The sequence below is a fragment of the Micromonospora sp. CNZ299 genome, from assembly GCF_002754415.1.
Genome location: NZ_PEFG01000001.1, coordinates 6605346 through 6631113, shown reverse-complemented (window position 1 = coordinate 6631113; position 25768 = coordinate 6605346). Strand labels below are relative to the sequence as shown.

Sequence of the window (25768 nt, the reverse complement as noted above, 5' to 3'; positions counted from 1 at the left end):
CGACCCGATCGGGTCGACCGCCGTGTCGTTGACGGAGGATAGGCTCGCGGCATGACGGTGGCGGTGCGCGTGATCCCCTGCCTGGACGTGGACGCCGGGCGGGTGGTCAAGGGGGTCAACTTCCTCGACCTTCGCGACGCCGGCGACCCGGTGGAGTTGGCCGCCGCGTACGACCGGGCGGGCGCGGACGAGCTGACCTTCCTCGACGTCACGGCGTCCTCGAGTGACCGGGGCACCATGCTCGACGTGGTGCGCCGCACCGCCGAGTCGGTGTTCATCCCCCTCACCGTCGGTGGCGGGGTCCGGCAGGTCGCCGACGTCGACACACTGTTGCGCGCCGGGGCGGACAAGGTCGGCGTGAACACCGCCGCCATCGCCCGCCCCGAGCTGATCGCCGAGATCGCCGACCGGTTCGGCCGGCAGGTGCTCGTGCTCTCCCTCGACGTGCGTCGGTCGCCCGACGGCGGCACGCCCAGCGGCTTCGAGGTCACCACCCACGGCGGTCGGCGCGGCACCGGAATGGACGCGGTGCGGTGGGCGCAGCGGAGCGCCGAGCTGGGCGCGGGGGAGATCCTGCTCAACTCGATGGACGCCGACGGCACCAAGGCCGGCTTCGATCTGGAGCTGATCGCCGCGGTGCGGGCCGTCGTGGACGTGCCGGTGGTCGCCAGTGGCGGCGCCGGTGAGGTGGCTCACTTCCCGCCCGCGATCGGTGCCGGAGCGGACGCGGTGCTCGCCGCCAGCGTCTTCCACTTCGGTGAGCTGACCGTGGCCGAGGTCAAGGACGCTCTGCGCCACAGCGGCCACCCGGTGCGCTGAGCCGGTCAGTGCACGCCGGAGTGCCCCTCCGGTGACCGCCGGGGCGTGGGGATCGAACGGACCGCGTATTCCTGGACGGCCGCCGCGTGGTCGGCCTCTTCCAGGATCCAGTCCGCGCTGCCGGGTGCGTGCCGGCGGGTCAGCACCCCCTGCACGGTGTCCACCATGGTTGCCACCCCCGCCCGAGGGCGGGTGCGCCAGAGCTGCTCGCCCTCGGCGGTGATCCGGAACCAGCCGTCGGCGACGCTCACCAGCCCGGCGCCGACCAGCCGCTGGATCGCGGCCTCCACCTCGTGCCTTTGCGGGATCGCGTGGTTGAGGTGGTCGGCGGTGGAGAGCACGTCGGTCAGGCGGACGCCCTCCGGCCGTCGACTAGTGGCCGACCGGTGGTGCCGTCCGGCTCCGCTCGCGATGACCAGCGACACGAAGATCCAGGCGTCCGTCCAGCGCCAACCGTTCTCCCCCATGCAGAGATGATGACGGCGCGCGTCGCGGAAGGGAACACCCACCCTCCATCCGGCACACCGGACCACCACCGTGTGCCGGTTCGCGAACGGTCGGTGAGGGCTCAGCCGGTGGTAGCGGCCGGGGCGGTGCTGCCTGGTCGCGGCACGTCGGCCTCCGCCGGGGGAGCGGCGGCGCCGTCGGACACGGCACCGTCGGGGACGGTGGCACCGCGCGTGGTGGCGTCGGACACACTTTCCTCGGGTACGGCGAACGGCGGGATGAAGAGCTGGGCCAACGGACCGATGGCCAGCGCGTACGCGACAGTGCCCAGGCCGACAGTGCCGCCGAGCAGCCAGCCCAGAGCCAGGACGGTGACCTCGATGACGGTGCGCACCAGCCGGACCGACCAGCCCGGCCGGCGGGCGACGAAACCGGTCATCAGCCCGTCACGTGGGCCCGGGCCCAGCCGGGCACCGAGATACATGCCGGTGGCGGCGCCGTTGGCGACGATCCCGGTGACGAGCAGCGCGATCCGGACGCCGAGGGGGCCACCGGCGGGCATCAGGGCCAGTGTGGCGTCCACGACCAGACCGATCACCACGACGTTGCTGATCGTGCCGAGACCCGGCCGCTGTCGCAGCGGGATCCAGAGCAGCAGCACCAGAGCGCCGACGCCGATGGTGACGGTGCCGAACGAGAGCTCGGTCAACTCGGAGAGGCCCTGGTGGAACACGTCCCACGGGTCGAGGCCCAGGTCGGAGCGGACCATCAGGGCCATGCTGACGCCGTAGAGGACAAGCCCGAGGTAGAGCTGGACCAACCGTCGAACCGGCCGGTGCCGCAGATTGCCAAGCAATGCCATGCATGCCACCCTAGGTGCCAATCCACGTCGAGGAAGAAGCCAATATCCGGGGAGTGGCCATGACGGGTCAGGTGCGCGGCGTCCAATTGGCGCGTCTGCTCGGTCAGTGGCACGCCCTGCCGGGCCGCCGACGCAGCCCCGACTACGCCGCGCTGGCCGGCACGGTGCGCGGTCTGCTCGCCGACGGCCGGCTGCCGCTGGGCGTCCGCCTTCCCGCCGAACGGGAGCTGGCCGAGGCGTTGCGGATCAGCCGGACCACTGTCACCGCCGCGTACCGGCAACTGCGCGAGACCGGGCACCTGGCAAGCCGCCGCGGCGCCGGCAGCTGGACGATGCTGCCCGGCAACCACCGGGTGGCCAGCACCGGCCTGTGGACCCCCCTGGACGACCGGGAGATGCTCGACCTCGGTGTCGCCGCGCTGGCGGCCCCACCGCAGCTCCTGACGGCCGCCCGTGCCGCCACCGAGGACCTGCCCCGCTATCTGGGCGGGGCCGGCTACCACCCGACCGGCATCATCGAGCTGCGCGAGGCGGTGGCCGACGCGTACGCCGCCCGGGGCCTGCCCACCTCGGCCGACCAGATCATGGTCACCAGCGGCACCCAGCACGCACTGGACCTGGTGTTGCGACTCGCCCTGGCCCCTGGCGGCAGTGTGCTGGTCGAGTCACCGACCTACCCCAACGCGCTCGCCGCGCTGGCCGGGCGACGGGCCCGGATCACCACCCATGGCCTGGCTGCCGACGGGTGGGAGCCGGACCTGCTGCTGGGCAGCCTCCGGCAGACCCGGCCCAAGCTGGCCTACCTGATTCCGGAGTTCCAGAACCCGACCGGGCACCTGATGCCCGCCTCGCTGCGCGAACGGGTGGTGGCCGCCGCCCACGCGGTCGGCACCGATCTGGTCATCGACGAGTCCTTCGTGGACCTTCCGCTGGACGGCACCGAGCTGCCACCCCCGGTCGGCGTCTACGACCGGCACAGCCGGGTCATCAGCATCGGCGGGATGAGCAAGCCCTACTGGGGCGGCCTGCGGATCGGCTGGGTGCGCGCCTCCGCGCCGCAGGTGCAGCGGCTGGCCGCCGTCCGGGTCGGGGTGGACATGGCCAGCCCGGTGCTGGACCAGCTGGTCGCTGTGCACCTGCTCGCCGACGCCGACGCCATCGTGGCCGAGCGCCGCGTCCAGTTGGCCGTCCAGCGTGACGCTCTGCTCGGCGCGCTGGCGCAGCGGTTGCCGGACTGGCGGGTCACAGTTCCCCGGGGTGGCGTGACGCTGTGGGCCGAGTTGGACGGCCCGGTCTCCAGCGCGCTGGCCCGGGCCGCCGAGGAGGTCGGCGTACGGCTGGCTCCCGGCCCCCGGTTCGGCCTGGATGGCACCATGGAGCGGTTCCTGCGGCTGCCGTTCACCCTGCCGGCCGCGGACCTGGTGGAGGCCGTGGGGCGGATCGCGGCGGTGCGTTACGACCTGGACCGCACCGGCCGGCAGCGATGGCGGGAGCCCGCCGTCATCGCCTGAGCCAACCGCGACCCGACCACCGGCCCTCGACCCACGATCGTCGCCTGTCTGCCGGCACCAGGGATCTCGACGGTATGCCGGGAACATGCCTTTCGCCCTACCTCGACTGCCACAATCTCCTGATGGGCGAGGGCGGGGGGATGCGCGGGGTCCGCCGGAGCGCGCCGGGCTCACGGGCGACCCCGCTCGAACTCTTCTACGACCTGGTCTTCGTCTTCGCGTTCCTGCACGTCACCACGGCCACCGCCGGCAATCCGACCGCCCGGGGCCTGGTGCAGTGCCTGGTGCTGCTGGCCCTGCTCTGGTGGTGCTGGTCGGGGTTCGCCGTGCTGGGCAACCTGATCCGCACCGACCAGGGCATCGTCCCGGCGATCGGCTTCGTCACCATCGCCGCCGCCTTCGTGCTGGCGCTGAGTCTGCCGAAGGCGTTCGTCGACCGGCCCGGTGGGCTGTTCGGTCCGCTGGTCTTCGCGACCTGCTACTTCCTGGTGCGTGTGAGCGAGACGGTGATCTTCCTGTGGATCGGCCGCCGAAACCGCGACGTGCGTCGACGCTGGCGGCTGCTCGTTCTGCCGCTGCTGCTGGCCACGGCCCTCATCGTGGTCGCCGGGCTGCTGCCGCAGCGGTTCTTCGACGGAACAGCCGAGTCGGTGGCCCGCCTGCTGTGCTGGCTCGCGGCCCTCGGCGTGGAGTACGGAGCCGGCCTCACGCTGCGGGGCAGCGGGTGGACGGTGCTCTCGGCCGGGCACTGGGCGGAGCGGCACGGTCAGATCGTCCTGGTCGCCCTCGGCGAGACCATCATCGCGCTCGGACTCAGCCCCAGCGGGATCGCCGGTCTGCCGCTGACCTGGCCGGTGCTGTTCGCCGCGCTCCTCGGCGTCGCGGTGGTCGCCGCGATGTGGTGGGCGTACTTCGACACCCTGGCGCTCGGCATGGAACAGACCCTGCACCGCACCCGCGACCCGGACGCCCGTGCCATCCTGGCCCGGAACGCCTACAGCTACCTGCACCTGCCGGTCATCGCCGGCATCATCCTGTTCGCGCTCGGGCTCAAGGGGCTGATCCACGAGGGCGCCGACCCCAACACACCGAGCTGGGGCATCCCGCTGCCGAGCTTCGACCTGCTGGCGCTCTACGGTGGGGTCGGGCTCTACCTGCTCGCGCTCATCGTGCTCGGCCGGCTGATGCTCGGCGCCCCCCGCTGGCCCACGATCGGCGGGATCCTGCTGCTGGTCGCGCTGGTGCCGGTTGCCGGGTCGCTGCCCGAGCTGATCGCGTTGGGCATGTTGGCCCTGGCCACGACGCTGGCCGTGGCCGCGCAGACGGTCGTCGACTCGCGGCGCCGGGCCGGGGTCCGGCAGAAGGCGTTCGAGGAGCAGCTCGCCGCGGAAGAGGAACACACGAGGTGGCGGGGCCACCACCTGTGAGGGCCCCGTGCCGGCTCTCTCGCCGACACGGGACCCTCGGCCGGCTCACAGCTCGGCGAGCGTGCCCGCGTACATCTTGTCGATCTGGGCCGCGAAGTTGCTCTCCACACCACGCCGCTTGATCTTCAACGACGGGGTGATCTCGCCGTCCTCGATCGTCAGGTCGCGCGGCAGGATGGCCACCTTCTTGATCGTCTCCCAGCGGTTGAGCTTGGCGTTGAGCTGGGCGACGTACTCCTCGACCATCGTCTGGGCCTCCGGCGAGGCGACGATCTCGGTGTAACTGCGCCCCTCCAGCGGACCACCGGCGACCCAGCCCCGGATCGCGTCCGGGTCCAGCGTGACCAGCATCGTGCAGAAGTTGCGGGCCTGACCGACGACGACCGCCTGCGAGGTGTACGGGCAGATCGCCTTGAACATCCCCTCGATGTGCGACGGCGCGATGTACTTGCCGCCCGAGGTCTTGACCAGGTCCTTCTTGCGGTCCGTGATCCGCAGGTAGCCCTGCTCGTCCAGGGTGCCGATGTCACCGGTGCGGAAGAAGCCGTCCTCGGTGAACGCGGCGGCGGTCTCCTCCGGCAGGTTGTGGTAGCCGCGCATCACCGGCCGGCCACGCACCAGGATCTCCCCGTCGGTGTCGATCCGGCACTCCAGGTCACCCATCGCCCGGCCCACAGTGCCGATCTGGAGCCCGGACGGCGGGTTGACGAAGTTGCCGGCGCTGGTCTCGGTCAGGCCGTAGCCCTCCGAGATCGGCAGGTTCGCCGCGGCGAAGAAGGTGGCGATCTCCGGGCTGAGCGGAGCCGCACCGGACACCAGCACCCGCATCCGGCCGCCGAGGCGGGCCTGGAGCTTGCTGAACACCAGCTTCTCGGCCAGGCCGTAACGCAGCTTCAGCCCGGCCGGCACCGGCTTGCCGGCCTGCTCCAGTGTCACCTTCTGCTTGCCGACGCCGACGGCCCACGCGAAGATCTTCGCCTTCGCGCCGCCGCCGTCCTGCGCGGTGGTCACCGCCCGGTTGTAGACCTTCTCGAACACCCGGGGAGCGCCGCACATCAGCGTCGGGCGGATCACCGACAGCAGGTCGACCAGCTTCTCCACCCGCCCGTCGACATAGGTGGGCAGGCCGACGTGGATGGCACCGCAGAGCAGCGTCTTGCCGAACGAGTGGGCCAGCGGCAGCCACAGGTACTGCAGGTCGTCGTCGCGCAGCAGCCCGACCTCCGCCTGCGCCACGGCCTCCCAGCACCAGCCGCCGTGCAGCAGCTCGACGCCCTTGGGTCGACCGGTGGTGCCGGAGGTGTAGATCAGGGTGGCCAGGTGGTCCGGGCCGATGCCGGCCACCAGCATGTCGATCAGATCCGGCTCGGCGGCCAGCGTGCGGGTGCCCCGCTCCTCCAGCTCGGCGAGGGTCAACTGGGGGATCGCCGCGGCCTGGTCGGTGTCGCCGTCGAGGAGCACCACGTGGGTCAGCGCGGGCAGGTTGGCGCCAGCGATCTTCGCCGCCTGGGCCGGATTTTCCGCGAAGAGCACCTTCGAGCCGGAGTCGGCGATGATGAAGGTCGCGTCCGCCGGCTCGGTGGTCGGGTAGACGGTGGTGGTCGCCCCGCCGGCGCACATGATGCCGAGATCGGCGATCACCCAGTCCAGTCGGGTGTTGGCGAGGATCGCGACCGGGTCCTCCTGGCCGACGCCCAGGCCGTGCAGGCCGGCGGCGACCGCCTTGGCACGCTGGCCGACCTGCTCCCAGGTCAGCCAGACGGGCCCCGAGTCGTCGGGGGCGGGGGAGGCGAACGCGTTCCGGTCGGGGGTGGCCGCCACGCGCTTGAGGAACATGTCCGGGATGGAACGGTACGGTATATCGAGAGCCATCGCTGGAGCCGCCTTCGGGGGTGGTGGCGTGACCGTCGTCACGTCATGATGGTTACCGAAGAGTATTGCGTTGCACCGTGCATCGGCTAGCCCTGGTGATCGTCCGGCCGGCCCAACCCACCAACCGGTCCGGCGGAATCAGGCGTATCGGGCAGCCACGACTGACCAGTCGTAGGTGGCCCGGACCCAGTTGCGCCGGGTGGCCGCCGCGTGGGTCATCTCGTCGTTCCCGCTGGACAACAGCGCCTCCTCCGCTTCCAGGTACGCCGCCAGGCTCTGGTTGAACCGGTTCGCCACGGCCCGCAGCGCGGTCGCCTCGTCCCCGGCGGCGCCCTGGGCGATCACGGTGACCAGGTTGTGCGCCTCCGGATCAGCCTGGCTCTCCTTGCCGTAGGAGAAGAGATCGTTGCACCAGCAGACCAGGTCCACCGCCAGCAGATCCAGTGCGAGCAGCGCCGGGTTGGCGCGCTGGATCGCCCCGAGGGGCCGCGCCGATGCCAGGTCGGTCAGGGTGAGGCAGGGGTGCACGCCGCCGATGTGCCGGCGCAGTTGGAGGTACTCCGCCATTTCCGGCACGCGCCGACGCTCCCGGTTGGTCGCCTCCCAGAGCAGTGCCAGCAGGTACTCCCGCATCTGGCTGACGAACCGCAGCAGCAGCGCCGCACGGTCGTCGTGCAGCCGGGTCCGGCGGCACAGGTCGTGCAAGGCGTCACCCAGGGGTCCGACGGCGGGCGGTGGGACGTCCGGGTTGCCGTACCGGTCCAGCACGTCGAGCAGGGTGCTGATCGCCGGTCCCAGCCGGACCGGGTCGGCGCCGAGGCCGTCCTCGTCGCAGGCGTCGTCCATCACGAAGAGCCAGCTGATCAGGTCGGTGAGCAGTCGCAACCCGTCCACCGAGCCCGCCGGGCAGGCACGGCCGGCCAGGCCGGCGGCGTCGGCCCGCTGCAGCCGACGAACCCGTTGGCTGGAATCGATCAGCCCGAAGGTCTGCGCCCACTCCAGGCTCTCGTCCGCCACCCGTTCGGTGGCCTCATGGCGGCCTACGGGAAACGGGGGCTCCCGCAGCGCCGAAATCGCGAAACTTCGCACAGTCCGTCCCCACTCGTTGCCGCTCGGCGAAGAGTGACGCGGTAAAGCGTACGTGAGGAGGTATCAGCTTTCGTCGCTGGGTGTGGGGCATTCCACAGTGGACCTGTGACCGTTTCCGGACATAGCGTCACATTCCCAGGCTGGCGGTCCGCAGGCGTCGGATGGCCTCCGGAGGACCGTCCAGTTGGACCCGGGCCACCCGTTGCCGACCGGAAAGGAACAAGACCAGCTCGGCCGGGGCGCCGACCACCCGGAGCGGCTCGCCGCCCCGGCCGACGGAGAGTTCGCCGTGGCCGGGCGCCTGCACGTAGAGGTCCGCCGGAAAGCGGCGAAGTGTCAAGCGGGCCATCGGGGAGGCACGCTTCCAGAGCGCAGCCTGGAAGCCGACCGGCAGGTCCCGCGGCTGCCACCCGGAGCCGGCCCGCCGCACGTCCTCGTGATGGATGAAGAACTCCATCATGTTGGCCAGCTCGTCGGTCACCCGGTTGCTGACCGGGCTCCAGAACGGCGGGTTGCGCACCTGGTCGACCAGGTCCGGGTAGGGCTGTGCGGCGAGTCGGAGACGGACGCGCTCGGCGTAGCCGCGCAGCGGCGGCAGCATGATGCCCCCGGCCGCGTCCGGGCGGCGTTCCCGCAGCACCAGGTGCGCGGCGAGGTCACGGGTCGCCCACCCCTCGTTGATCGTCGGGGCGTCCGGCCCGAGGGCCAGGAAGAGATCGGCCAGCGCATCGCGCTCGGCTCGGGCGTACCGCGGCATGGCCTGATCGTAGGCCCGGTGGCCCGTTGGCGCGCGGCTACCGTCCGCCGGTTCGATGTCCGCGGTTCGCCCCGTCCGGTACGTGATGGTCGACATATCCCGTCGGGGTCGGCGGTGCTGGCCTGGACCGGTAAGGATGAGGGAGATAATTGCGGCTTACGGCGGGGGAGAGTGTGGCGAGCAGGACAAGTCGGGACGTGCTCAGCCGAGGGCTGGGGGTCCTGCGGCAGGCGATCCGCGAGCAGCCACGGATCTTCACCGTCGCGGTCGTGGGCAGCGTGCTCTTCGGCGGGATGATCATTGTCAGCGCGCGGGTCGTCGGGTCGGTCATCGGCGAGGTGGCGCTTCCGGCCATCGAACGCGGCGAGGTGGGCGCGGGCACCCTGGCGCTGGCGGCGACCGCGTTGTTCGGGATCAGCGTGCTGCGGGTGGCGGGCATCTTCGGCCGTCGGCTCGGTGCCGGCTACATGCAGTACCGCCTCCAGGCCTCCTACCGCCGCCGGGTCACCCGCCGGTACCTGGAGCTGCCGCTGTCCTGGCACCACCGCAACTCCACCGGCACCCTGCTGTCCAACGCCAACTCCGACGTGGAGGCGGCCTGGTACCCGATCGCGCCGCTGCCCTTCGCCGTCGGCACGCTGGTGATGCTGGTCGGCGCGATCGTGTCGCTCTTCGCCACCGACTGGGCGCTCGCCCTGGTCGGCCTGGCGGTCTTCCCCGCGCTGTTCGCGCTCAACGTCGTCTACTCCCGCCGGATGGCGCCCCGGCAGGCTCGGGCGCAGCGGCTGCGCGCCGAGGTCAGCGGCATCGCCCACGAGAGCTTCGACGGCGCTCTGGTGGTCAAGACGATGGGTCGCGAGGCCCAGGAGACCGCCCGGTTCGCGGGCCGTGCCGGTGAGCTGCGCGATTCGTTGATCGCGGTCGGTCGGCTGCGCGGCATCTTCGACCCGCTGCTGGAGACGCTGCCCAGTCTCGGCACCCTGGCCGTGCTGGTGGTCGGGGCGTTCCGGCTGCGCCAGGGCGCGATCAGCGTGACCGAGCTGGTCAGCGTGGCCTTCCTCTTCACCGTGCTGGCCTTCCCGGTGCGGGCCATCGGTTGGGTCCTGGCCGAGCTGCCGCGCAGCGTCGCCGGCTGGGACCGGGTCCGCCGGGTGCTCGACGCCACCGGCGAGATGCCGTACGGGCAGCGCGTGCTCGACGCGGCCGGCGCCGGCCCGGCCACCCTCACCTTCAGTGACGTGCACTTCTCCTACCCACCGGCCGAGGCGCACCAGACCGGGGCGCAGGTCCTCGGTGAGGTCGGCTTCACCGTGCCGGCCGGTCGGACGGTGGCCCTGGTCGGGCCGACCGGCGCCGGTAAGTCCACCATCGCCTCGCTGGCGGTGCGCCTCGTCGACCCGGACTCCGGCACCGTCAGCCTGGACGGGGTGGACGTGCGCGAGCTGACCGCCGCGTCGCTGGCCGGCACTGTGGCGCTGGTCGCGCAGGTGCCGTTCGTCTTCGACGACACGGTTCGCGCCAACATCGCCCTCGACCGGCAGGGCATCGACGACGAGGCCGTCTGGGCGGCGCTTCGGCTCGCCGAGGCGGACGGGTTCGTCGCCGCGCTCCCCGATGGCCTGGACACCATGGTCGGTGAGCGGGGCACCTCGCTCTCCGGCGGGCAGCGGCAGCGGCTCACCCTGGCCCGCGCGTTGGCCGGCCGGCCGCGCCTGCTGGTGCTCGACGACGCGACCAGCGCGGTGGACCCCCGCGTCGAGGCGGCCATCCTGGCCGGGCTGCGGTCGTCGACGGCCGAGCCGGGGGTGCCGGTCGCGTCGATCCTGGTGGTGGCATACCGGCGGGCCACCATCGCGCTCGCCGACGAGGTCATCTACGTGGAGCAGGGGCGGGTGATTGCCCGGGGCACCCACACCGAGCTGCTGGCCACCGTGCCCGGCTACGTCGACCTCGTCACCGCCTACGAGCAGGCCGAGGTCGACCGCGCGCAGGAAAGTTCGTACGGCGACGATGTCGCGCCGCTGCCCTCGGGCCTGGAAATCGAGGTGGACCGGTGAGCGCGAGGAGTGCAGCGAAGCGGAGCCCCGCAGTCGCGAACGAAAGGCCAGCCCGGTGAGCGCGAGGAGTGCAGCGAAGCGGAGCCCCGCAGTCGCGAACGAAAGGCGGGCCCGGTGACGACTCCCATGGGGACGGGTGACAAGCGGGAGGAGACGACCTGGCAGACCCTGCGCCGGGGTCTGGCGCTGTCGCCGGAGCTGCGGACCGGTCTGGCCGGCACGCTGGCCCTGGCGTTGGTCTACATGGTCGGTCGGGTGGCCGTGCCGGTCGCCGTGCAGCAGGGCATCGACCGCGGCCTCGTCGGTGGTCTGAACCTCGACGTGGTCTGGACGGTGGTGGCGATCACCACGGCGATCCTGGTGATCACGACGGTCTGCGGTTATCTGATGATGCGCCGGCTGTTCACGGTCAGCGAGACGGCGTTGGCCAACGTGCGGACGCGGGCGTTCCGGCACGTGCACGACCTGTCGATGTTGCACCAGCAGTCGGAGCGGCGCGGCTCGCTGGTCTCGCGGGTGACCAGCGACGTCGACCAGATCACCCAGTTCCTCCAGTGGGGCGGGGTGATCCTGCTGGTCAACCTCGGTCAGCTGGTGGTCACCACCGCCGTCATGCTGGCGTACTCCTGGCAGTTGACCCTGGTGGTGCTGGCCGCGTTCCTGCCGGCCGTGTTCGTCATCCGGCAGTTGCAGCAGCGCCTGGGTTCGGCGTACGCGACGGTGCGGCAGCGCACCGGCACGCTGCTCGGCGCGATCGGCGAGAGCGTGGTGGGCGCGCCGGTGATCCGGGCGTACGGCATCGCGCGGCGCACCGAGCGGCGGCTGGACGAGGCCATCGACGGGCAGCGGCTGGCGCAGCAGCGGGCGATCCGGATCAGCATCGTGGGCAGCTCGGTCGGTGAGTTGGCCGCGGGGCTGGCGCTGGCCGGCGTGGTGGTGCTCGGGGTGACGTTGGGCGTGGACGGCACGCTGTCGATCGGCCAGCTGACCGCGTTCCTGTTCCTGGTGACGCTCTTCATCCAGCCGGTGCAGATCGCCACCGAGGTGCTCAACGAGGCACAGAACGCGATCGCGGGCTGGCGTCGGGTGCTGGACGTGCTGGACGTCGCCCCGGACGTGGCTGACCCGGGGGAGCAGGGACGGGACCTGCCGAGCGGGCCGTTGGACATCCGGTTCGCGGGGGTGCGCTTCGCGTACCCGGGCGGTCCGCCGGTGTTGCACGACATCGACCTGGAGATTCCGGCGAAGAGCCGGGTGGCGGTGGTCGGCGAGACCGGCAGTGGCAAGACGACCTTCGCGAAGCTGCTGACCCGTCTGATGGACCCGTCGGCGGGGGCGGTGCTGCTGTCCGGGGTGCCGCTGGCGGACGTCCGGTTCGACTCGCTGCGCTCCAGGGTGGTGATGGTGCCGCAGGACGGGTTCCTCTTCGACGCGACGGTGGGGGACAACGTCCGGTTCGCTCGGCCGGAGCTGACCGACGAGCAGTTGAGCGCCGCCTTCACCGAGCTGGGTCTGTCGGACTGGTTGGATGGCCTGCCGGCGGGGCTGGACACTCCGGTCGGCGAGCGCGGCGAGGCGCTCAGCGTCGGTGAGCGGCAGTTGGTCGCGTTGGCCCGCGCGTACGTGGCGGATCCGGACCTGCTGGTGCTGGACGAGGCGACCAGCGCGGTGGACCCGGCGACCGAGGTGCGGTTGCAACGCACCCTGGACGCGGTCACCAGGGGCCGGACGACCCTCGCGATCGCCCACCGGCTCTCCACGGCGCAGGCGGCCGACGAGGTGATCGTGGTGGACCGGGGTCGGGTGGTGCAGCGGGGTCCGCACGACGAGCTGGTCCGCGACGCGGACTCGGTCTACGGCCTGCTCTACGCGTCCTGGCTGGAGCAGACCCGGTGACGCGATGCGCCGGTGTGGTGGACGTCGAAGGTCAGGTGCTCTAGGCTCCGGCTTAGGTAAGCCTAACCTTCGAAGGAGGTCGCGCCCATGCGGCCCAACCCCGCCGAGATCGTTCGTACCCTCGTCGCCGGGCGCCTGCCCGGTCTCGTCCACCTGGCCCACCGGCCCGGCCCGCACCACGCCCGGCACGTGACCGATCCGGACGGGCGGGTGCTGCTGCTGGTGCCGGTGGCCAGCCACCTGGCCGCCGCGCTGCAACCGGTGGCCGGGGGCAGCGACGTGGCGGTGGTGCTCGACGTGCTCGACCTGCCGCCCGCCGCCGGTGCGCCCGGTCTGGGTCGCGCCTGGGTCTCCGGGTGGGCTGCCGAGCTGCACGGCGACGAGGCCCGCCACGCGGCTGTCGACTTCGCCGCGGTGGAGCCGACCGGCGACCTGCTCGACCTGGGCACCCGGTTCCGACTGTTCCGCTTCGAGGTGGTCGAGGTCCGCTGGGAGCGGGCCGGCGCCGTGCACCGGGTCGACCCGGTGGAGTACGCCGAGGCCGAGCCGGACCCGGTGCACCCGGTCGAGGCGCGTCTGCTGGCCGACCTCGCGGAGCGCGACGGCGCGCAGGTCACCGAGTATCTGCGCCGGCAGCTCGGGTTGACCGAGCAGACCCCGGACGGGCCACCCCGGGTGGTGCGCATCGACCGTTACGGGCTGGTGGTCGCCCTCGGTCGACCGGGCGCGCGGCGTCGGGTCCGGCTGGCCTTCCCGGATCCGCTGGCCGACGCCGACGAACTGGGCTGGCTGCTCCCGACGCTGCGCCGCCCGGCCGAGGCCCATCCGCCGTACTGAGCCCGGCAGGCACGCCGCTGGCACCACCTGCCTGGCTGCACGCCGTCAGCTGGACCGATCGCGGGTCGCGGCCAGCGCCCACGCCACCAGCGCCGGCTGACCGAGCAGGCGTAGCGCCCGCTTGCGGTCGGTGTCCAGCCCGAAGCCGTTCCGGCGTTCGACGAACTGGGCGATGTTGCCGGGGAAGACCCCGACGAAGAAGCCGGCGACGGCCCGGCCGAGCAACCGGCGGGCGGGTTGGCGCCACGTCGCCAGCAACGCCGATCCCAGCGCGACCTCAGCGAGACCGGACACGACCACGACCTTGTCGACGTCGACCGGCAGCCAGGACGGCACCTGTGCCCGGAACTCCTGCCGCTTCGTCGTCAGGTGACCAACGCCGGTGCTCAGCAGGACAGCGCCGAGGGAGGCCTGACCGATGGCCTGCAGAACGGGTTTCGTCGGTTGGCTCATGATCCTGTTCCTGGGGCTCTGTCGGAGACGAACTTCCCCTACCATCTCCGATTCCGCACCGTTCAACCCTGCGAACCCGAGAGCCGGCCCGCCGCGACCGCCCCTAGGTCGGCAGGGGGCCGGTGAGGTAGCGCTGGATCGTCGGGCCGATCGCGGCGACCAGGGTTTCCGGGTCCGCCGAGGCGACCGGCTCCAGACGCACCACGTGCCGCATCATGGCCAGGCCGATCATCTGGGTGGCCACCAGGGAACCGCGCAGCGGCAGTTGGGCCGGATCGACGTCGAGCTGTTCGAGCACCCGCCGCAGGACCTGGGTGGTGACGAACTCGCGCAGCAGTCGAGCGGTCCACTCGTTGCTCACCGCGGAGCGCAGCAGTGCCTGGGCGGCGCTGCCGGCCGGTGAGTCCCAGACGCCGAGGAAGGTGCGCACCAGTCGCTCGCCGGCCCCGTCCGGGTCGCCGGCGACCACCTTCGGCACCAGCTCACCAGGGTCGACCGGGAAGTTCATCGCGGTGAGGAAGAGCTGGTCCTTGCTGCCGAAGTAGTGGTGCACCAACGCCGGGTCGACGCCTGCCGTGCCGGCGATGGCGCGGATCGAGGCGGAGTCGAAGCCACGCTCGGCGAACGCCGTGCGCGCCGCGTCGAGGATCGCCTCCCGGGTGTCCGGGTTGCCGGGTCGCCGGCCGGTCCGCCGCGTCATCGCCACCCTTCGTTCGTCCACCTGGGCAGCCGTGGGCCGGTCCGCCCACGGCTGCCGCAGCCTCACCCGCTGCGTCGACGCAGGGTGGCCGCCGCGAGCACGAGCGCGAGCACCACCGCCCCGAGCACCACCGCCACGTCCCGCCACATTCTGCCGGTCGGCTCGGCGTGGGCACCGACCTCCTGCAACGCCTCGATGGCGTACGACAGGGGGAAGGCGTCACTGAGCGCCTGGAGCCAGCCGGCCATCTGGTCGCGGGCCACGAACAGCCCGCAGAGCAGCAGTTGGGGGATCACCACGACTGGCAGGAACTGTACTGCCTGGAACTCGGTGCGCGCGAAGGCGCTGCACAGCAGCCCGAGGGCGACACCGAGCACGGCGTCGACGACGGCGATCCCGATCACCAGACCGATGCTGCCGGCGGTCTCCAGGCCGAAGATCCAGTACGCCACACCGGCGGCGACAGCGGCCTGCACGGCGGCGGCCAGCCCGAACGCGATGCCGTACCCGAAGAGCAGGTCGAGCTTGCCCAGCGGTGTGGTGAGCAGCCGCTCCAGGGTGCCGGAGGTGCGTTCGCGCAGCATGGCGATGCTGGTCACCAGGAACATGATCACGAAGGGGAAGATGCCCAGCATCACCAGCGCGATCCGGTCGAACGTCGTCGGCTGCCCGGGCGGGGTGGGCTGGTCGGAGTACATGAAGTAGACCAGGGTGAGCAGGGCGGCCGGCACCACCACGAGCAGCGCGATGGTCCGCCGGTCGTGCCGGAGCTGGCGCAGGATGCGGCCGGTGGTGGCCGCCAGGATCCGCGGGTTCATGACTGCTCCTGTCCGGCTGTCGTGGCGGTGGTGGTCGGGCCCGCCTCGCCGGCCCGGATCAGGCGCAGGAACGCCTCGTCGAGGTCGTCGACACCGGCGGCGGTGCGGATGGCGGCGGGGCTGTCGTCGGCGATCAGCCGCCCCTGGCGGATCAGCAGGAGCCGGTCGCAGCGGGCCGCCTCGTCCATGACGTGACTGGACACCAGCAGGGTGGTGCCGGCGGCGGCCATCGCGTGGAACCGGGCCCAGAGGTCGGCCCGCAGCACCGGGTCCTGACCGACGGTCGGCTCGTCGAGGATGACCAGTTCCGGCTCGCCGACCAGCGCACAGGCCAGGGAGGCCCGGCTGCGTTGACCGCCGGAGAGGGTGGCGACCAGTTGGCCCGCCGCGTCGGTCAGCCCGACATCGCTGACCGCGCGGTCGGCCTCGACCCGCCCTCGTCCGTACAGGGCGGCGAAGTAGCGGGCGTTCTCCCGAACGGTCAGGTCGGCGTAGACACTCGGCGCCTGGGTCAGGTAGCCCACCCGGTGCCGCAGCGCCGGGGTGCCCGCCGGTTGGCCCAGGACGGTGATCTCCCCGCCGCCGACCACCTGCACGCCGACCACCGCTCGCATGAACGTGGTCTTGCCGCTGCCGCTGGGGCCGAGCAGGCCGGTGACCGCCCCGCGCGGGACGCGGCAACTGATGCCGTCCAGCACCCGCCGCCCGCCTCGGTCGACGACCAGGTCGCGGACGGCTATCGCGTCGTCCATCGCGCACCTCCAAAGAAACTCATCATCTGTTGAACTCAACGCTAGATGAAATACCGATTCGGGCGCAACGGTCGAGGCCGGTGTCCGACTGCCCGCCGTCGCGTACAGCGTGAGAACGGGCAGTAGGCTCCGGACCGGACACCGAGTCCGCCAACGGGCATTGCGCGCTGATCGGACGTACGGCACGATGGCGCGGTGGGTCACGCTCCGTTACCGGACAGCGGTTTTCTTGAGGACTGGGCCGCGCGGTTGCGACAGGGCGCCGAGCGGCCGGTCGTCGGCATCCTGCTGCGCGGCAGTCACGCCCGCCGCGCCGCCACCGCACACAGCGACGTCGACCTCGACGTGCTGGTCGGCGGTGCCCCGTACGCCGCCCGACAGGCGTACCTGGCCGAGTCCGCAGGCCGGGTCACCCACGTCTCGGTGGCCGCCCGTGACGTCCGCTCCTGGGTGCACCGACTCGGCGAACCGGCCGACTGGGCGTTCGGGCTGCCGGTCACCACACCGGCGCGACTGCTCTGGGCCGACCCGCACTGGCGGCCCCGGATCGATCTGCCGGTGCTCTGTCAGCCCGCCGAGCCACCCCGGCTGGAGGAGCTGATCGCCACGCTCGGTAAGGCCGCCGCCGCCCGCGTCGCCAACGACCGCGTGGGGGTCCGGCTCGCCGTCGCCGACCTGGCCCGCCTCTGCCCGTCGGTGCTGCGCCCGGCCAACCCGTCGGTGCGGGTCCACTCCCGTCGGGCGGCCTTCGCGGCGGCCCTGGAACTCCCGGTCGCCCCACCCGGCTACCGGTCGGACATGCTGCTCTGCCTCGGGCTGCGTCCGGGCGCCACCAGCCAGCTGTGGGCCGCCGCCGTACGGCTGGTCGCCGGCACACTGCCGCTCATCCGGCCGTACGCCGAGGAGATCGCCGACACGGCCGGCGCGGACCTGGCCGCTGCCCTGGTCGACGGTCGGCTGGACCGCTACGTGGCCCAGCTGGCCCGGCCCGCCGGGTCTGCGTCGCAGCCCGGGCGGGAGCGGTCGCCGGTACCAGCACCGCGTGCGGGACAATTCATCACTGTGCCCGTACCTGACTCGCCGGTGACCGGCGTTCCCAGCGATCCGAGCGACCCGGTGGTGTCCGAGCCGGTTCGCCCGTCCCGGCTCGACCCGGCCATCGCGGCCCAGCTGCGCCGCTCCGCCGACGGCCTGGTGGCCGCCGTGGTCCGCGCGCACGACTCCGGTGAGGTGCTGATGGTCGCCTGGATGGACGACGAGGCGCTGCACCGCACCCTCACCACCGGCCGCGCCACCTACTGGTCACGCAGCCGACGCGAATACTGGGTCAAGGGCGCCACCTCCGGGCACCACCAGTACGTCCGCTCTGTCGCGCTGGACTGCGACGGGGACGCGCTGCTGGTGAGCGTGGACCAGGTCGGAGCGGCCTGCCACACCGGCCACCGGACCTGCTTCTTCACCGAGCTGCCCGTCACCACGCCGGAGGCACGGTGAGCGCGGCGTGGCCGAGCCCCACGGCCGTGAACGAAAGGCAGACCCAGCCATGACCGACGGCATCGTCAGCCCCGACCTGGCCGCCTTCACCGAGCTGGCCACCGGCTGGCGGGTGGTGCCGGTCACCCGGCGGTTGCTGGCCGACGCGGAGACCCCGGTCGGGGTCTACCGGAAGTTGGCCGGCGGGCCGGGCACGTTCCTGTTGGAATCGGCCGAGCAGGGCGTCGGGTCCGCCGGCATGGCCTGGTCACGGTATTCGTTCATCGGCGTACGCAGCAGCGCCACCCTCGTCGAGCGGGACGGCGTCGCGACCTGGCTCGGCCAGCCGCCGGCCGGGCTGCCCACCGAGGGTGACCCGATGCGGGTGCTGCGGGAGACGGTGGCGGCGCTGGCCGGCCCGGTGGGGGACCCGTCCGACGGCCTGCCGCCGTTGACCGGGGGCATGGTCGGCTACCTGGGTTACGACCTGGTCCGCCGTTTCGAGCGGTTGCCGGAGCTGACCGAGAACGACCTGGGCGTGCCGGAGCTGGGCATGATGCTCGCCACCGACCTGGTGGTGCTCGACCACTACGACGGTTCGGCGATCCTGGTCGCCAACGCGGTGCTGCCACCGCCGGACGCCCCGGACCGCGGCCCGCAGGTGACCGCCGCGTACCACCACGCGGTCGGCCGACTGGACGCGATGACCACCGCGCTGTCGCGGCCCATCCCGCCGATGATCTCCACCGTCGAGCGTCCGCCGGCCGGGGAGGTGCTCTGTCGTACGCCCGACGACGGGTACCCGAAGGCGGTGGAGGCGGCCAAGGAGGCGATCCGGGCCGGTGAGTGCTTCCAGATCGTGCTCTCCCAGCGCTTCGAGCGGTCGATCCACGCCGACCCGCTGGACGTCTACCGGGTGCTGCGCACCAGCAACCCCAGCCCGTACATGTACCTGCTGCGCTTCGACGGGTTCGACATCGTCGGCTCGTCGCCGGAGGCACACCTGAAGGTCACCGGTGGCCTGGACGGGCGACGGCGGGCGCTGCTGCACCCGATCGCCGGCACCCGGCCGCGCGGCGGCACCCCCGCCGCCGACGCAGCGCTCGCCCAGGAGTTGCTCGCCGACCCGAAGGAGCGAGCCGAGCACGTGATGCTGGTCGACCTGGGCCGCAACGACCTGGGTCGGGTCTGTCAGCCGGGCAGCGTGGAGGTGCCCGAGTTCGCCACCATCGAGCGGTACAGCCACGTCATGCACATCGTCTCCACCGTCACCGGCACGTTGCGGGACGACCAGACCGCCTTCGACGCGCTCGCCGCGACCTTCCCGGCCGGCACGCTCTCCGGCGCGCCCAAGGTGCGGGCCATGGAGATCATCGAAGAGTTGGAGCCCGTCCGCCGGGGCGTCTACGGGGGCACTGTCGGTTACTTCGGCTTCGGCGGCGACCTGGACATGGCGATCGCCATCCGGACCGCGCTCATCCGCGACGGCCGCGCGTACGTGCAGGCCGGGGCGGGGGTGGTCGCCGACTCGGACCCGGCCGCCGAGGACCAGGAGACGCGGAACAAGGCCGCCGCCGTGCTGGCGGCGATCGCGGCCGCCGAAACCCTGCGGCCGGCCCGGTGAGCGCGAGGAGTGCAGCGCAGCGGAGCCCCGCAGTCGCGAACGGAAGGTGGGCTCGGTGAGCGCGAGGAGTGCAGCGCAGCGGAGCCCCGCAGTCGCGAACGGAAGGTGGGGCCGGTGAGCGCCGAGGAGCGGGCCGCCGTGGGTCGGCGCGAGTTGACGTACGCGGTGTTGCTCTGTCTGGCCGGCGCGGGCCTGGCGTTGTGGGCGGCGACGCGGAGCTGGTCGGTGGAGCTGACGGTGCGCCCGGCGCCGCTGCCGCCGGTGCGGGACACCCGCAGCGGCGGCGGGCTGCTGCCCTGGCTGCCGGCGTTGGCGCTGGTGGCGTTGGCGGGTGGTGGAGCGGTGCTGGCCACCCGGGGTCGACTGCGGCAGGTGCTCGGTGGGTTGCTCGGCGCGCTGGGGCTGGCCGTGGCGGCTGGCGGCGGGTACGGGCTGGTCGCCGACATCGGCGGTTCGGTGAGCCGGCAGTGGCCGGCGCTCTGCCTGCTCGGCGGTCTGCTGGCTGCCGTCGGCGGGTGGTGGACGGCGTTGCGTGGTGGCGGTTGGCCGGCGATGGGCGCCCGGTATGAGCGGCCGGTGCGTTCGGCCCCTGCGACCACGTCGGTGCCGGCTGGTTCGGAGGGTCCGCCGGCTCCGCTGGCGGGGCGGCGGACCACCGAGGCGTGGGACGCCCTGGACCGGGGCGAGGACCCGACGGCCGACTGAGGCGGCGGCCGGTGCGGTGGGCGGGGGTCAGCCGACCGGCTGGTGCTCCCGCTGGGTTCGGCGACCGGCGGCGCGGGCGGCGGTCAGTTCGGCTACCAGGCGGTTCAGCTCGGCACGCTGGTCGGCGCGGGCGCGGTCGGCGCAGACGGCCTCCCAGGCGTTGCCGCGGGCGGTCCGCATCCGTCCTTCGCCCACCACGGCCCGCTCCACGCTGTGCACCACGCCGACGGCGAGCGACGCCACAGTGCGCGAGATGGTGGTCAGGCCGATGGTCGGCTGCGGCTCGGAAATGCTCATGGTCACCTCGCACGAGGAGTTGCGACGGTCGGGGCAGGCGCGCCATTGAGTCTGCCCGAGGACGATGCTCGCCGGCTGACGTTTCGCCGCCGTGAACGCCCGGTCAACTGTCCGCCCTGGCCCTGACCAGGGCCCCCTGCCAAACCTTGAGCTTGCTCACAACATCGACCGGCGTCGTTGTCGCTGAGCGCCGTCCACCGACTGGTGGCATGATCGATGGATCGGCCCGGTTCGACCGTGGCCGCCAGGCCCCGTACCCGTGACGGTGGTCGATATCGGAGGTGGCGCTGCGTGACACACCGTTCACGGCAAGTCGGCCATTATGCCGCAGCCCTTTTCGTGAGCAGCGCCATACCCCCGGCGTCCGGCGTAGGTCGGCTGCCCCTAGCATCGGCCCATGACGCCCGGAGAGGGGAGTCCGTTGGTGACTGCTGAGCATGCGCACGCGGAGGGGGACGACGCCGGTCAGGCAGCGTCCGTAAGCGTGCTCGACGAGATTCTGGCTGGCGTACGTGAGGACGTCGCCCGGCGCCAGGAGCAGGTTCCGCTGGAGCGGATCCGTGAACTGGCAGCGGCTGCGCCGCCGCCGCTGGACGCGTACGCGGCGCTGCGCAAGCCCGGCGTCGCTGTGATCGCCGAGGTGAAGCGTTCGTCGCCGTCCAAGGGCCGGCTGGCCGAGATCGCCGATCCGGCCGACCTCGCCGTCGACTACGCGGCCGGTGGGGCTCGGGCGATCAGCGTGCTGACCGAGGGGCGCTGGTTCGGTGGCTCACTGGACGACCTGGCGGCCGTCCGGGCCGCGGTCACGGTTCCGGTGCTTCGTAAGGACTTCGTGGTCTCCAGCTATCAGGTGCACGAGGCGCGCGCGCACGGCGCCGACCTGGTTCTGCTGATCGTCGCCGCGCTCGAACAGAACGTGCTGATGGGTCTGCTGGAGCGCATCGAGTCGCTGGGCATGACCGCGCTGGTCGAGGTGCACGACGAGGAAGAGGCCGACCGCGCTCTGGAGGCCGGCGCGCAGGTGATCGGGGTCAACGCCCGTGACCTGCGTACCCTGGAGGTCGACCGGTCCGTGTTCGAGCGGATCGCGCCCGGCCTGCCCAGCAGTGTCGTCAAGATCGCCGAGTCCGGCGTCCGTGGCCCGCACGACCTGATCCGGTACGCCTCGGCGGGCGCCGACGCGGTGCTCGTGGGCGAGGGCCTGGTCACCCAGAAGAGCCCTCGCGAGGCCGTCGCCGAACTGGTCAACGCGGGCAACCACCCGGCAACGCCCAGGCCGGTGCGCTGACCTCGCACCGGACGCCCCACCGAGAGGATTTTCCGATGAGCGCCGACGCGCTGGCCCCGGTGGCCGGCTCGCAGCCCGACTCCGCCGGCCACTTCGGCCGCTTCGGCGGTCGGTTCGTTCCCGAGGCCCTGGTGGCCGCGCTGGACGAGCTCGACGGGGCGTGGCGCACGGCGATGGCGGACGAGTCCTTCCGGGCCGAGTTCGCCGCGTTGCTGCGTGACTATGCCGGCACCCCGTCGTTGCTCTACGAGGCCCGGCGGTTCTCCGCGACCCTCGGCGCACGGGTGCTGCTCAAGCGGGAGGACCTCAACCACACCGGCGCGCACAAGGTGCGCAACGTGCTCGGCCAGGCGCTGCTCACCAAGCGGATGGGCAAGACCCGGGTGATCGCCGAGACCGGTGCCGGGCAGCACGGCGTGGCCACCGCGACCGCCGCCGCCCTGTTCGACCTCGAGTGCGTGGTCTACATGGGCGAGGTCGACACCGAGCGGCAGGCCCTCAACGTGGCCCGGATGCGGATGCTCGGCGCCACCGTCGTCCCGGTCACCAACGGCTCGCGCACGCTCAAGGACGCGATGAACGAGGCGATGCGCGACTGGGTGGCCAACGTCGACGAGACGCACTACCTGATCGGCACCGCCGCCGGCCCGCACCCGTTCCCGGCGATGGTCCGCGACTTCGTCCGGGGCATCGGCGACGAGGCCCGCCAGCAGTGCCTCGACCTCACCGGCGCGCTGCCGGACGCGGTCACTGCCTGCGTCGGTGGCGGGTCCAACGCGTTGGGCATCTTCCACGCCTTCGTCGGCGACGAGGACGTGCGGCTGTACGGCTTCGAGGCCGGCGGCGACGGCGTGACCACCAGCCGGCACGCGGCCAGCATCACCGGTGGGTCGGCCGGCGTGCTGCACGGTGCCCGCACCTATGTGTTGCAGGACGCCGACGGGCAGACGCTGGAGTCGCACTCGATCTCCGCCGGCCTGGACTACCCGGGCGTCGGGCCCGAGCACGCCTGGTTGCACGACACCGGCCGGGCGACCTACCTGCCGGTCACCGACGACGAGGCGATGGCCGCGTTCGAGCTGCTCTGCCGCACCGAGGGGATCATCCCGGCGATCGAGAGCGCGCACGCGCTCGCCGGCACCCTCACGCTGGCCCCGAAGCTCGCCGCCGAGCTGGGCCGCGAGCCCACCATCGTGGTGAACCTCTCCGGGCGGGGCGACAAGGACGTGCACACCGCCGGTGACTACTTCGGCATCCTCGACAAGGAGCGGTGAGATGAGCCGGATCGGGGTGGCCTTCGACAAGGCCCGCGCCGACGGGCGGGCACTGCTGGTCGGCTGCATGCCGGCTGGTTTCCCGACCGTCGAGGGCAGCATCGCCGCGATGACCGCCATGGTCGAGGCCGGCGTCGACGTCATCGAGGTGGAGATCCCCTACTCCGACCCGGTGATGGACGGGCCGGTGATCCAGAAGGCCAGTGACATCGCCCTGGCCGGTGGCGTACGCACCGCGGACACCATGCGCATCATCGAGGCGGTGGCGGCCACCGGCGCTCCGGTGGTCACCATGACCTACTGGAACCCGGTCGAGCGGTACGGCGTGGACGTGTTCGCCCGTGATCTCGCCTCCGCCGGCGGCACCGGGCTGATCACCCCCGACCTCATTCCCGACGAGGCCGACGAGTGGCTGGCCGCCTCGGACGCGCACGGGCTGGACCGCACGTTCCTGGTGTCGCCGTCGTCCACCGACGCCCGGCTGGCGATGACGGTGGAGCACTGCCGCGGTTTCGTCTACGCGACAGCGGTGATGGGGGTGACCGGTGCCCGGGCGAGCACGTCCGACGCCGCGCCGACGCTGGTCTCCCGGGTCCGGGCGGTCACCGACCTGCCGGTCGGTGTCGGTCTGGGCGTGGGCACCGGTGTGCAGGCCGGCACCGTCGCCGGGTACGCCGACGGGGTGATCGTCGGCAGTGCCCTGGTCCGGTGCGTGCTTGACGCGCCCAGCGAGGCGGAGGGGCTGGCCGCCCTGCGTACCCTCAGTGCCGAACTCGCGGAAGGCGTCCGCAACCCCACCCGCTGACGGCGCGGCGGGCCTGTCTGTCTCAGGCGTGTGATGCCGGTGAGTCATCCTGATGACTCACCGGCATCACGCTCGAACGGGTGCTGCCCGTCCGGTCGGCGTCGGGCCGCTCAGTCGTGTCGGCGCGGTCCGGGGCGAAGTGGGGCGTCCGCCGCCGTCTCACCACGTTGTTCCGGCGGCTGTGCCACGACCCCGTGCCCGGCAGGCCCGTTCACCGGCTCTCCAATGGGCTCGGGCGGTGCCCACGAAGCGTCGCGGAGCACGCCGGAGCGGCCGGCGTGAGCATCGGTGACGGCGGCGTGGGTGAGCGGCGTGACCGACTCGGGCAGCGCGTCGGGGGAGTGCCAGGACAACCGGCAGCCCGGCGTCGGGTCGGCGGCGGGTCGGACCCTGGCGGCGCGGGCCCGGAACACGTGCACGAGGACGTCCGGCAGCGGCCCGGCGCGCCCGGGGGCCGTCCGCCCGGTGGGGCCGGTCAGGTGGTAGACGCCGACCAGGTCGACCAGCTCGATCTCCCAGCCGGTCTCCGCGCGGATGTCCCGCAGGGCCGCCTGCACCGGGCTCTCGGCCGGGCGTAGCCGCCCGCCGGGCAGCGCGTATCGGCGCTCCCCCCGGCCCTGCCGGCAGAGCAGCACCCGGCCGGTGTCGTCACTGACGACCGCGGCGACCGCCCAGGTGAGCGCGCTCATGGACAAAGAGCGTACGGGGGTGCAAACCAGAAGTCACCGGGATGCGCACTCCAGCGGCCCGGGGTGCCGCTGCGGGGGTGTGCAGCGGTAGCGTGTGCACCCGTGACCCTCGCCTCGCTGTCCCCCCAGGCGGCCCTGCCCAGCCCCAGCACCGCGGTCTGGCAGCTCGGGCCGGTGCCGATCCGGGCCTACGCGCTCTGCATCATCGCCGGCATCGTGCTGGCCTGCTGGGTGACGGAGCGCCGGCTGCGGCAGCGCGGCGTCGCGCCCGGTGCCGTGCTCGACATCGCCGTCTGGGCGGTGCCGGCGGGCATCATCGGCGCCCGCATCTACCACGTGATCAGCTCACCGGAGAAATACTTCGGCGCCGGTGGTGAGCCGATGAAGGCATTCGCCATCTGGGAGGGCGGTCTCGGCATCTGGGGCGCCGTCGCCGGTGGCGCGCTCGGCGCCTTCATCGCGGCCCGACAGCTCGGCATCCCGTTCGGGGTGGTGGCCGACGCGTTGGCACCCGGGCTGCCGCTGGCCCAGGCGGTCGGCCGGCTCGGCAACTGGTTCAACAACGAGCTGTTCGGTGGCCGGACCACCCTGCCGTGGGGTCTGGAGATTCACCGGATGGACCCGGACAATCCGGGGCACGCGCTGCGCGACGACGCCGGGCAGCCGATCCTCGAACCGGGCCTCTACCAGCCGACCTTCCTCTACGAGGCGCTGTGGAACCTCGGCGTGGTCGCGTTGGTCCTCCTCCTCGACCGCCGGCTCAAGCTGGGCCGGGGCCGGGCGTTCGCGCTCTACGTGATGGGCTACACCGCCGGCCGCTTCTGGATCGAGCTGATGCGCACCGACGAGGCCAACCAGATCCTCGGCGTACGGCTCAACGTCTGGACCGCCGCGCTGGTCTTCCTCGGCGGGTTGATCTACTTCGTCCGGGTGCGCGGCCCCCAGGAATTCCTGATCCCGATCGGCGCGGCGGCAACGCCGACCACGCCCCCCACGTCCGACCTGTCCCAGGTGGACCTCTCCGAGCGGGAGACCCCAGCGCAGGCCGCCGCCCCGGAGGGCTACCGGGTGGTCAGCGAGGAGCAGTACGCCGCCTGGCAGGACACCGGCGTCGTGCCGCCCGAGCCGACCGCCGACGAGGACGTCCGGCCCGGTGGCGCCGAGCCGCTGGGTGACGAGTCGCGTGTCGACGAGGCAACCGTGGACAGCCCGTCGACCGACGAGGACCCGACGGACGACCCGTCGGCCACCCGTACCGACCGGGCCGACGCCACTGGCGCACGGCCCGCCGACCGGGACAGCTGAGCGGGGGCGGC

Annotated in this window: 23 protein-coding genes and 2 pseudogenes; 14 read left to right on the top strand and 11 right to left on the bottom strand. The window is 72.5% G+C overall.

The window, feature by feature from the left end:
• The first annotated feature begins 51 nt into the window (after positions 1-51).
• Positions 52-819 (top strand): imidazole glycerol phosphate synthase subunit HisF, encoded by a 768-nt coding sequence (hisF, locus tag CLT68_RS29875; protein WP_088949351.1) that lies wholly within the window; start codon positions 52-54, stop codon positions 817-819.
• 5 nt (positions 820-824) lie between these two features.
• Here hisF and CLT68_RS29870 read toward each other — a convergent pair whose 3' ends face one another.
• Together CLT68_RS29870 and yczE are read right to left on the bottom strand one after the other, a co-directional pair.
• Positions 825-1286, bottom strand: coding sequence for a hypothetical protein (locus CLT68_RS29870; RefSeq protein ID WP_099855990.1), 462 nt, complete (start codon positions 1284-1286; stop codon positions 825-827).
• 193 nt (positions 1287-1479) lie between these two features.
• A pseudogene (gene yczE / locus CLT68_RS29865) lies at positions 1480-2128 on the bottom strand (membrane protein YczE); the annotation flags it as partial.
• Positions 2129-2187: 59 nt separating this feature from the next.
• Between yczE and yczR the strand changes: the two are divergent.
• Positions 2188-3639, top strand: a complete 1452-nt coding sequence (yczR, locus tag CLT68_RS29860) for a MocR-like transcription factor YczR (protein WP_099855988.1) — start codon at positions 2188-2190, stop codon at positions 3637-3639.
• 122 nt (positions 3640-3761) lie between these two features.
• The gene (locus tag CLT68_RS29855; protein ID WP_099855986.1) at positions 3762-5066 is read left to right on the top strand and encodes a low temperature requirement protein A; all 1305 of its coding nucleotides are present in this window, start codon (positions 3762-3764) and stop codon (positions 5064-5066) included.
• 45 nt (positions 5067-5111) lie between these two features.
• On the opposite strand, the gene CLT68_RS29850 is transcribed toward CLT68_RS29855, so the two are convergent.
• From CLT68_RS29850 to CLT68_RS29840, 3 genes are all read right to left on the bottom strand, one after another.
• Positions 5112-6938: an AMP-dependent synthetase/ligase gene (locus CLT68_RS29850; protein WP_099855984.1), complete on the bottom strand. Its 1827-nt coding sequence runs from the start codon at positions 6936-6938 to the stop codon at positions 5112-5114.
• Between the two features lie 138 nt (positions 6939-7076).
• Positions 7077-8027: a terpene synthase family protein gene (locus CLT68_RS29845; protein ID WP_099855982.1), complete on the bottom strand. Its 951-nt coding sequence runs from the start codon at positions 8025-8027 to the stop codon at positions 7077-7079.
• A 127-nt stretch (positions 8028-8154) separates the two neighbouring features.
• Complete coding sequence (locus CLT68_RS29840; RefSeq protein WP_099857801.1) at positions 8155-8784, bottom strand: TIGR03085 family metal-binding protein; 630 nt, start codon at positions 8782-8784, stop codon at positions 8155-8157.
• A gap of 173 nt (positions 8785-8957) precedes the next feature.
• Between CLT68_RS29840 and CLT68_RS29835 the strand changes: the two genes are divergently transcribed.
• The 3 genes from CLT68_RS29835 to CLT68_RS29825 all read left to right on the top strand — a co-directional run bounded on the left by CLT68_RS29835 (position 8958) and on the right by CLT68_RS29825 (position 13574).
• Positions 8958-10841 (top strand): ABC transporter ATP-binding protein, encoded by a 1884-nt coding sequence (locus tag CLT68_RS29835; RefSeq protein WP_099855980.1) that lies wholly within the window; start codon positions 8958-8960, stop codon positions 10839-10841.
• 126 nt (positions 10842-10967) lie between these two features.
• On the top strand, positions 10968-12737 hold the full coding sequence (locus CLT68_RS29830; RefSeq protein ID WP_099855978.1) for an ABC transporter ATP-binding protein: 1770 nt from the start codon (positions 10968-10970) through the stop codon (positions 12735-12737).
• An 87-nt stretch (positions 12738-12824) separates the two neighbouring features.
• Positions 12825-13574, top strand: coding sequence for a DUF2470 domain-containing protein (locus tag CLT68_RS29825; protein WP_099855975.1), 750 nt, complete (start codon positions 12825-12827; stop codon positions 13572-13574).
• 45 nt (positions 13575-13619) lie between these two features.
• Here the strand turns inward: CLT68_RS29825 and CLT68_RS29820 are convergent, their stop codons facing one another.
• The 4 genes from CLT68_RS29820 to CLT68_RS29805 form a co-directional block, all read right to left on the bottom strand.
• A complete protein-coding gene (locus CLT68_RS29820; RefSeq protein ID WP_099855973.1) occupies positions 13620-14027 on the bottom strand; it encodes a hypothetical protein in 408 nt (135 codons plus the stop codon).
• Positions 14028-14130: 103 nt separating this feature from the next.
• Positions 14131-14727, bottom strand: coding sequence for a TetR/AcrR family transcriptional regulator (locus CLT68_RS29815; RefSeq protein ID WP_099855972.1), 597 nt, complete (start codon positions 14725-14727; stop codon positions 14131-14133).
• Positions 14728-14789: 62 nt separating this feature from the next.
• Positions 14790-15545 carry an ABC transporter permease gene (locus CLT68_RS29810; RefSeq protein WP_099855971.1) on the bottom strand — a complete coding sequence of 252 codons (756 nt, stop codon included), beginning with the start codon at positions 15543-15545 and terminating at the stop codon, positions 14790-14792.
• Positions 15542-16297, bottom strand: a complete 756-nt coding sequence (locus CLT68_RS29805) for an ABC transporter ATP-binding protein (RefSeq protein ID WP_099855969.1) — start codon at positions 16295-16297, stop codon at positions 15542-15544. Before CLT68_RS29805 ends, CLT68_RS29810 begins: the two co-directional genes overlap by 4 nt.
• A 195-nt stretch (positions 16298-16492) precedes the next feature.
• Between CLT68_RS29805 and CLT68_RS34040 the strand changes: the two are divergent.
• The 4 genes and pseudogenes from CLT68_RS34040 to CLT68_RS29785 form a co-directional block, all read left to right on the top strand.
• Positions 16493-17173: pseudogene (locus CLT68_RS34040) on the top strand (phosphoribosyl-AMP cyclohydrolase); the annotation flags it as partial.
• A 186-nt stretch (positions 17174-17359) separates the two neighbouring features.
• The gene (gene hisI / locus CLT68_RS34035) at positions 17360-17791 is read left to right on the top strand and encodes a phosphoribosyl-AMP cyclohydrolase (protein ID WP_099857799.1); all 432 of its coding nucleotides are present in this window, start codon (positions 17360-17362) and stop codon (positions 17789-17791) included.
• Between the two features lie 49 nt (positions 17792-17840).
• Entirely contained in the window at positions 17841-19394 is a 1554-nt protein-coding gene (locus tag CLT68_RS29790; RefSeq protein WP_099855967.1) for an anthranilate synthase component I, read from the top strand.
• Between the two features lie 114 nt (positions 19395-19508).
• Positions 19509-20099, top strand: coding sequence for a Trp biosynthesis-associated membrane protein (locus tag CLT68_RS29785; RefSeq protein ID WP_486482382.1), 591 nt, complete (start codon positions 19509-19511; stop codon positions 20097-20099).
• A 27-nt stretch (positions 20100-20126) separates the two neighbouring features.
• Here CLT68_RS29785 and CLT68_RS29780 read toward each other — a convergent pair whose 3' ends face one another.
• The gene (locus CLT68_RS29780; RefSeq protein WP_099857797.1) at positions 20127-20396 is read right to left on the bottom strand and encodes a hypothetical protein; all 270 of its coding nucleotides are present in this window, start codon (positions 20394-20396) and stop codon (positions 20127-20129) included.
• 484 nt (positions 20397-20880) lie between these two features.
• Here CLT68_RS29780 and trpC point away from each other — a divergent pair, with 484 nt between their 5' ends.
• Genes trpC through trpA form a run of 3 tightly spaced genes read left to right on the top strand, consistent with a single transcriptional unit; the run spans position 20881 to position 23763 of the window.
• Entirely contained in the window at positions 20881-21684 is an 804-nt protein-coding gene (trpC, locus tag CLT68_RS29775; protein WP_172862221.1) for an indole-3-glycerol phosphate synthase TrpC, read from the top strand.
• A 35-nt stretch (positions 21685-21719) separates the two neighbouring features.
• On the top strand, positions 21720-22958 hold the full coding sequence (trpB, locus tag CLT68_RS29770) for a tryptophan synthase subunit beta (protein WP_099855962.1): 1239 nt from the start codon (positions 21720-21722) through the stop codon (positions 22956-22958).
• Between the two features lies 1 nt (position 22959).
• Positions 22960-23763, top strand: coding sequence for a tryptophan synthase subunit alpha (gene trpA / locus CLT68_RS29765; protein WP_088949334.1), 804 nt, complete (start codon positions 22960-22962; stop codon positions 23761-23763).
• 110 nt (positions 23764-23873) lie between these two features.
• Here the strand turns inward: trpA and CLT68_RS29760 are convergent, their stop codons facing one another.
• Positions 23874-24452: an NUDIX hydrolase gene (locus CLT68_RS29760; protein ID WP_099855960.1), complete on the bottom strand. Its 579-nt coding sequence runs from the start codon at positions 24450-24452 to the stop codon at positions 23874-23876.
• Positions 24453-24554: 102 nt separating this feature from the next.
• Between CLT68_RS29760 and lgt the strand changes: the two genes are divergently transcribed.
• The gene (gene lgt, locus CLT68_RS29755) at positions 24555-25757 is read left to right on the top strand and encodes a prolipoprotein diacylglyceryl transferase (protein WP_099855958.1); all 1203 of its coding nucleotides are present in this window, start codon (positions 24555-24557) and stop codon (positions 25755-25757) included.
• The last annotated feature ends 11 nt before the right edge of the window (positions 25758-25768 follow it).

Coding starts and splice junctions, on each gene's coding strand:
- hisF (WP_088949351.1), top strand. CDS start 52: ATGACGGTGGCGGTGCGCGTGATCCCCTGCCTGGACGTGGACGCCGGG.
- CLT68_RS29870 (WP_099855990.1), bottom strand. CDS start 1,286: ATGGGGGAGAACGGTTGGCGCTGGACGGACGCCTGGATCTTCGTGTCG.
- yczR (WP_099855988.1), top strand. CDS start 2,188: ATGACGGGTCAGGTGCGCGGCGTCCAATTGGCGCGTCTGCTCGGTCAG.
- CLT68_RS29855 (WP_099855986.1), top strand. CDS start 3,762: ATGGGCGAGGGCGGGGGGATGCGCGGGGTCCGCCGGAGCGCGCCGGGC.
- CLT68_RS29850 (WP_099855984.1), bottom strand. CDS start 6,938: ATGGCTCTCGATATACCGTACCGTTCCATCCCGGACATGTTCCTCAAG.
- CLT68_RS29840 (WP_099857801.1), bottom strand. CDS start 8,784: ATGCCGCGGTACGCCCGAGCCGAGCGCGATGCGCTGGCCGATCTCTTC.
- CLT68_RS29830 (WP_099855978.1), top strand. CDS start 10,968: ATGGGGACGGGTGACAAGCGGGAGGAGACGACCTGGCAGACCCTGCGC.
- CLT68_RS29825 (WP_099855975.1), top strand. CDS start 12,825: ATGCGGCCCAACCCCGCCGAGATCGTTCGTACCCTCGTCGCCGGGCGC.
- CLT68_RS29820 (WP_099855973.1), bottom strand. CDS start 14,027: ATGAGCCAACCGACGAAACCCGTTCTGCAGGCCATCGGTCAGGCCTCC.
- CLT68_RS29815 (WP_099855972.1), bottom strand. CDS start 14,727: ATGACGCGGCGGACCGGCCGGCGACCCGGCAACCCGGACACCCGGGAG.
- CLT68_RS29810 (WP_099855971.1), bottom strand. CDS start 15,545: ATGAACCCGCGGATCCTGGCGGCCACCACCGGCCGCATCCTGCGCCAG.
- CLT68_RS29805 (WP_099855969.1), bottom strand. CDS start 16,297: ATGGACGACGCGATAGCCGTCCGCGACCTGGTCGTCGACCGAGGCGGG.
- CLT68_RS29790 (WP_099855967.1), top strand. CDS start 17,841: ATGACCGACGGCATCGTCAGCCCCGACCTGGCCGCCTTCACCGAGCTG.
- CLT68_RS29780 (WP_099857797.1), bottom strand. CDS start 20,396: ATGAGCATTTCCGAGCCGCAGCCGACCATCGGCCTGACCACCATCTCG.
- trpB (WP_099855962.1), top strand. CDS start 21,720: ATGAGCGCCGACGCGCTGGCCCCGGTGGCCGGCTCGCAGCCCGACTCC.
- trpA (WP_088949334.1), top strand. CDS start 22,960: ATGAGCCGGATCGGGGTGGCCTTCGACAAGGCCCGCGCCGACGGGCGG.
- CLT68_RS29760 (WP_099855960.1), bottom strand. CDS start 24,452: ATGAGCGCGCTCACCTGGGCGGTCGCCGCGGTCGTCAGTGACGACACC.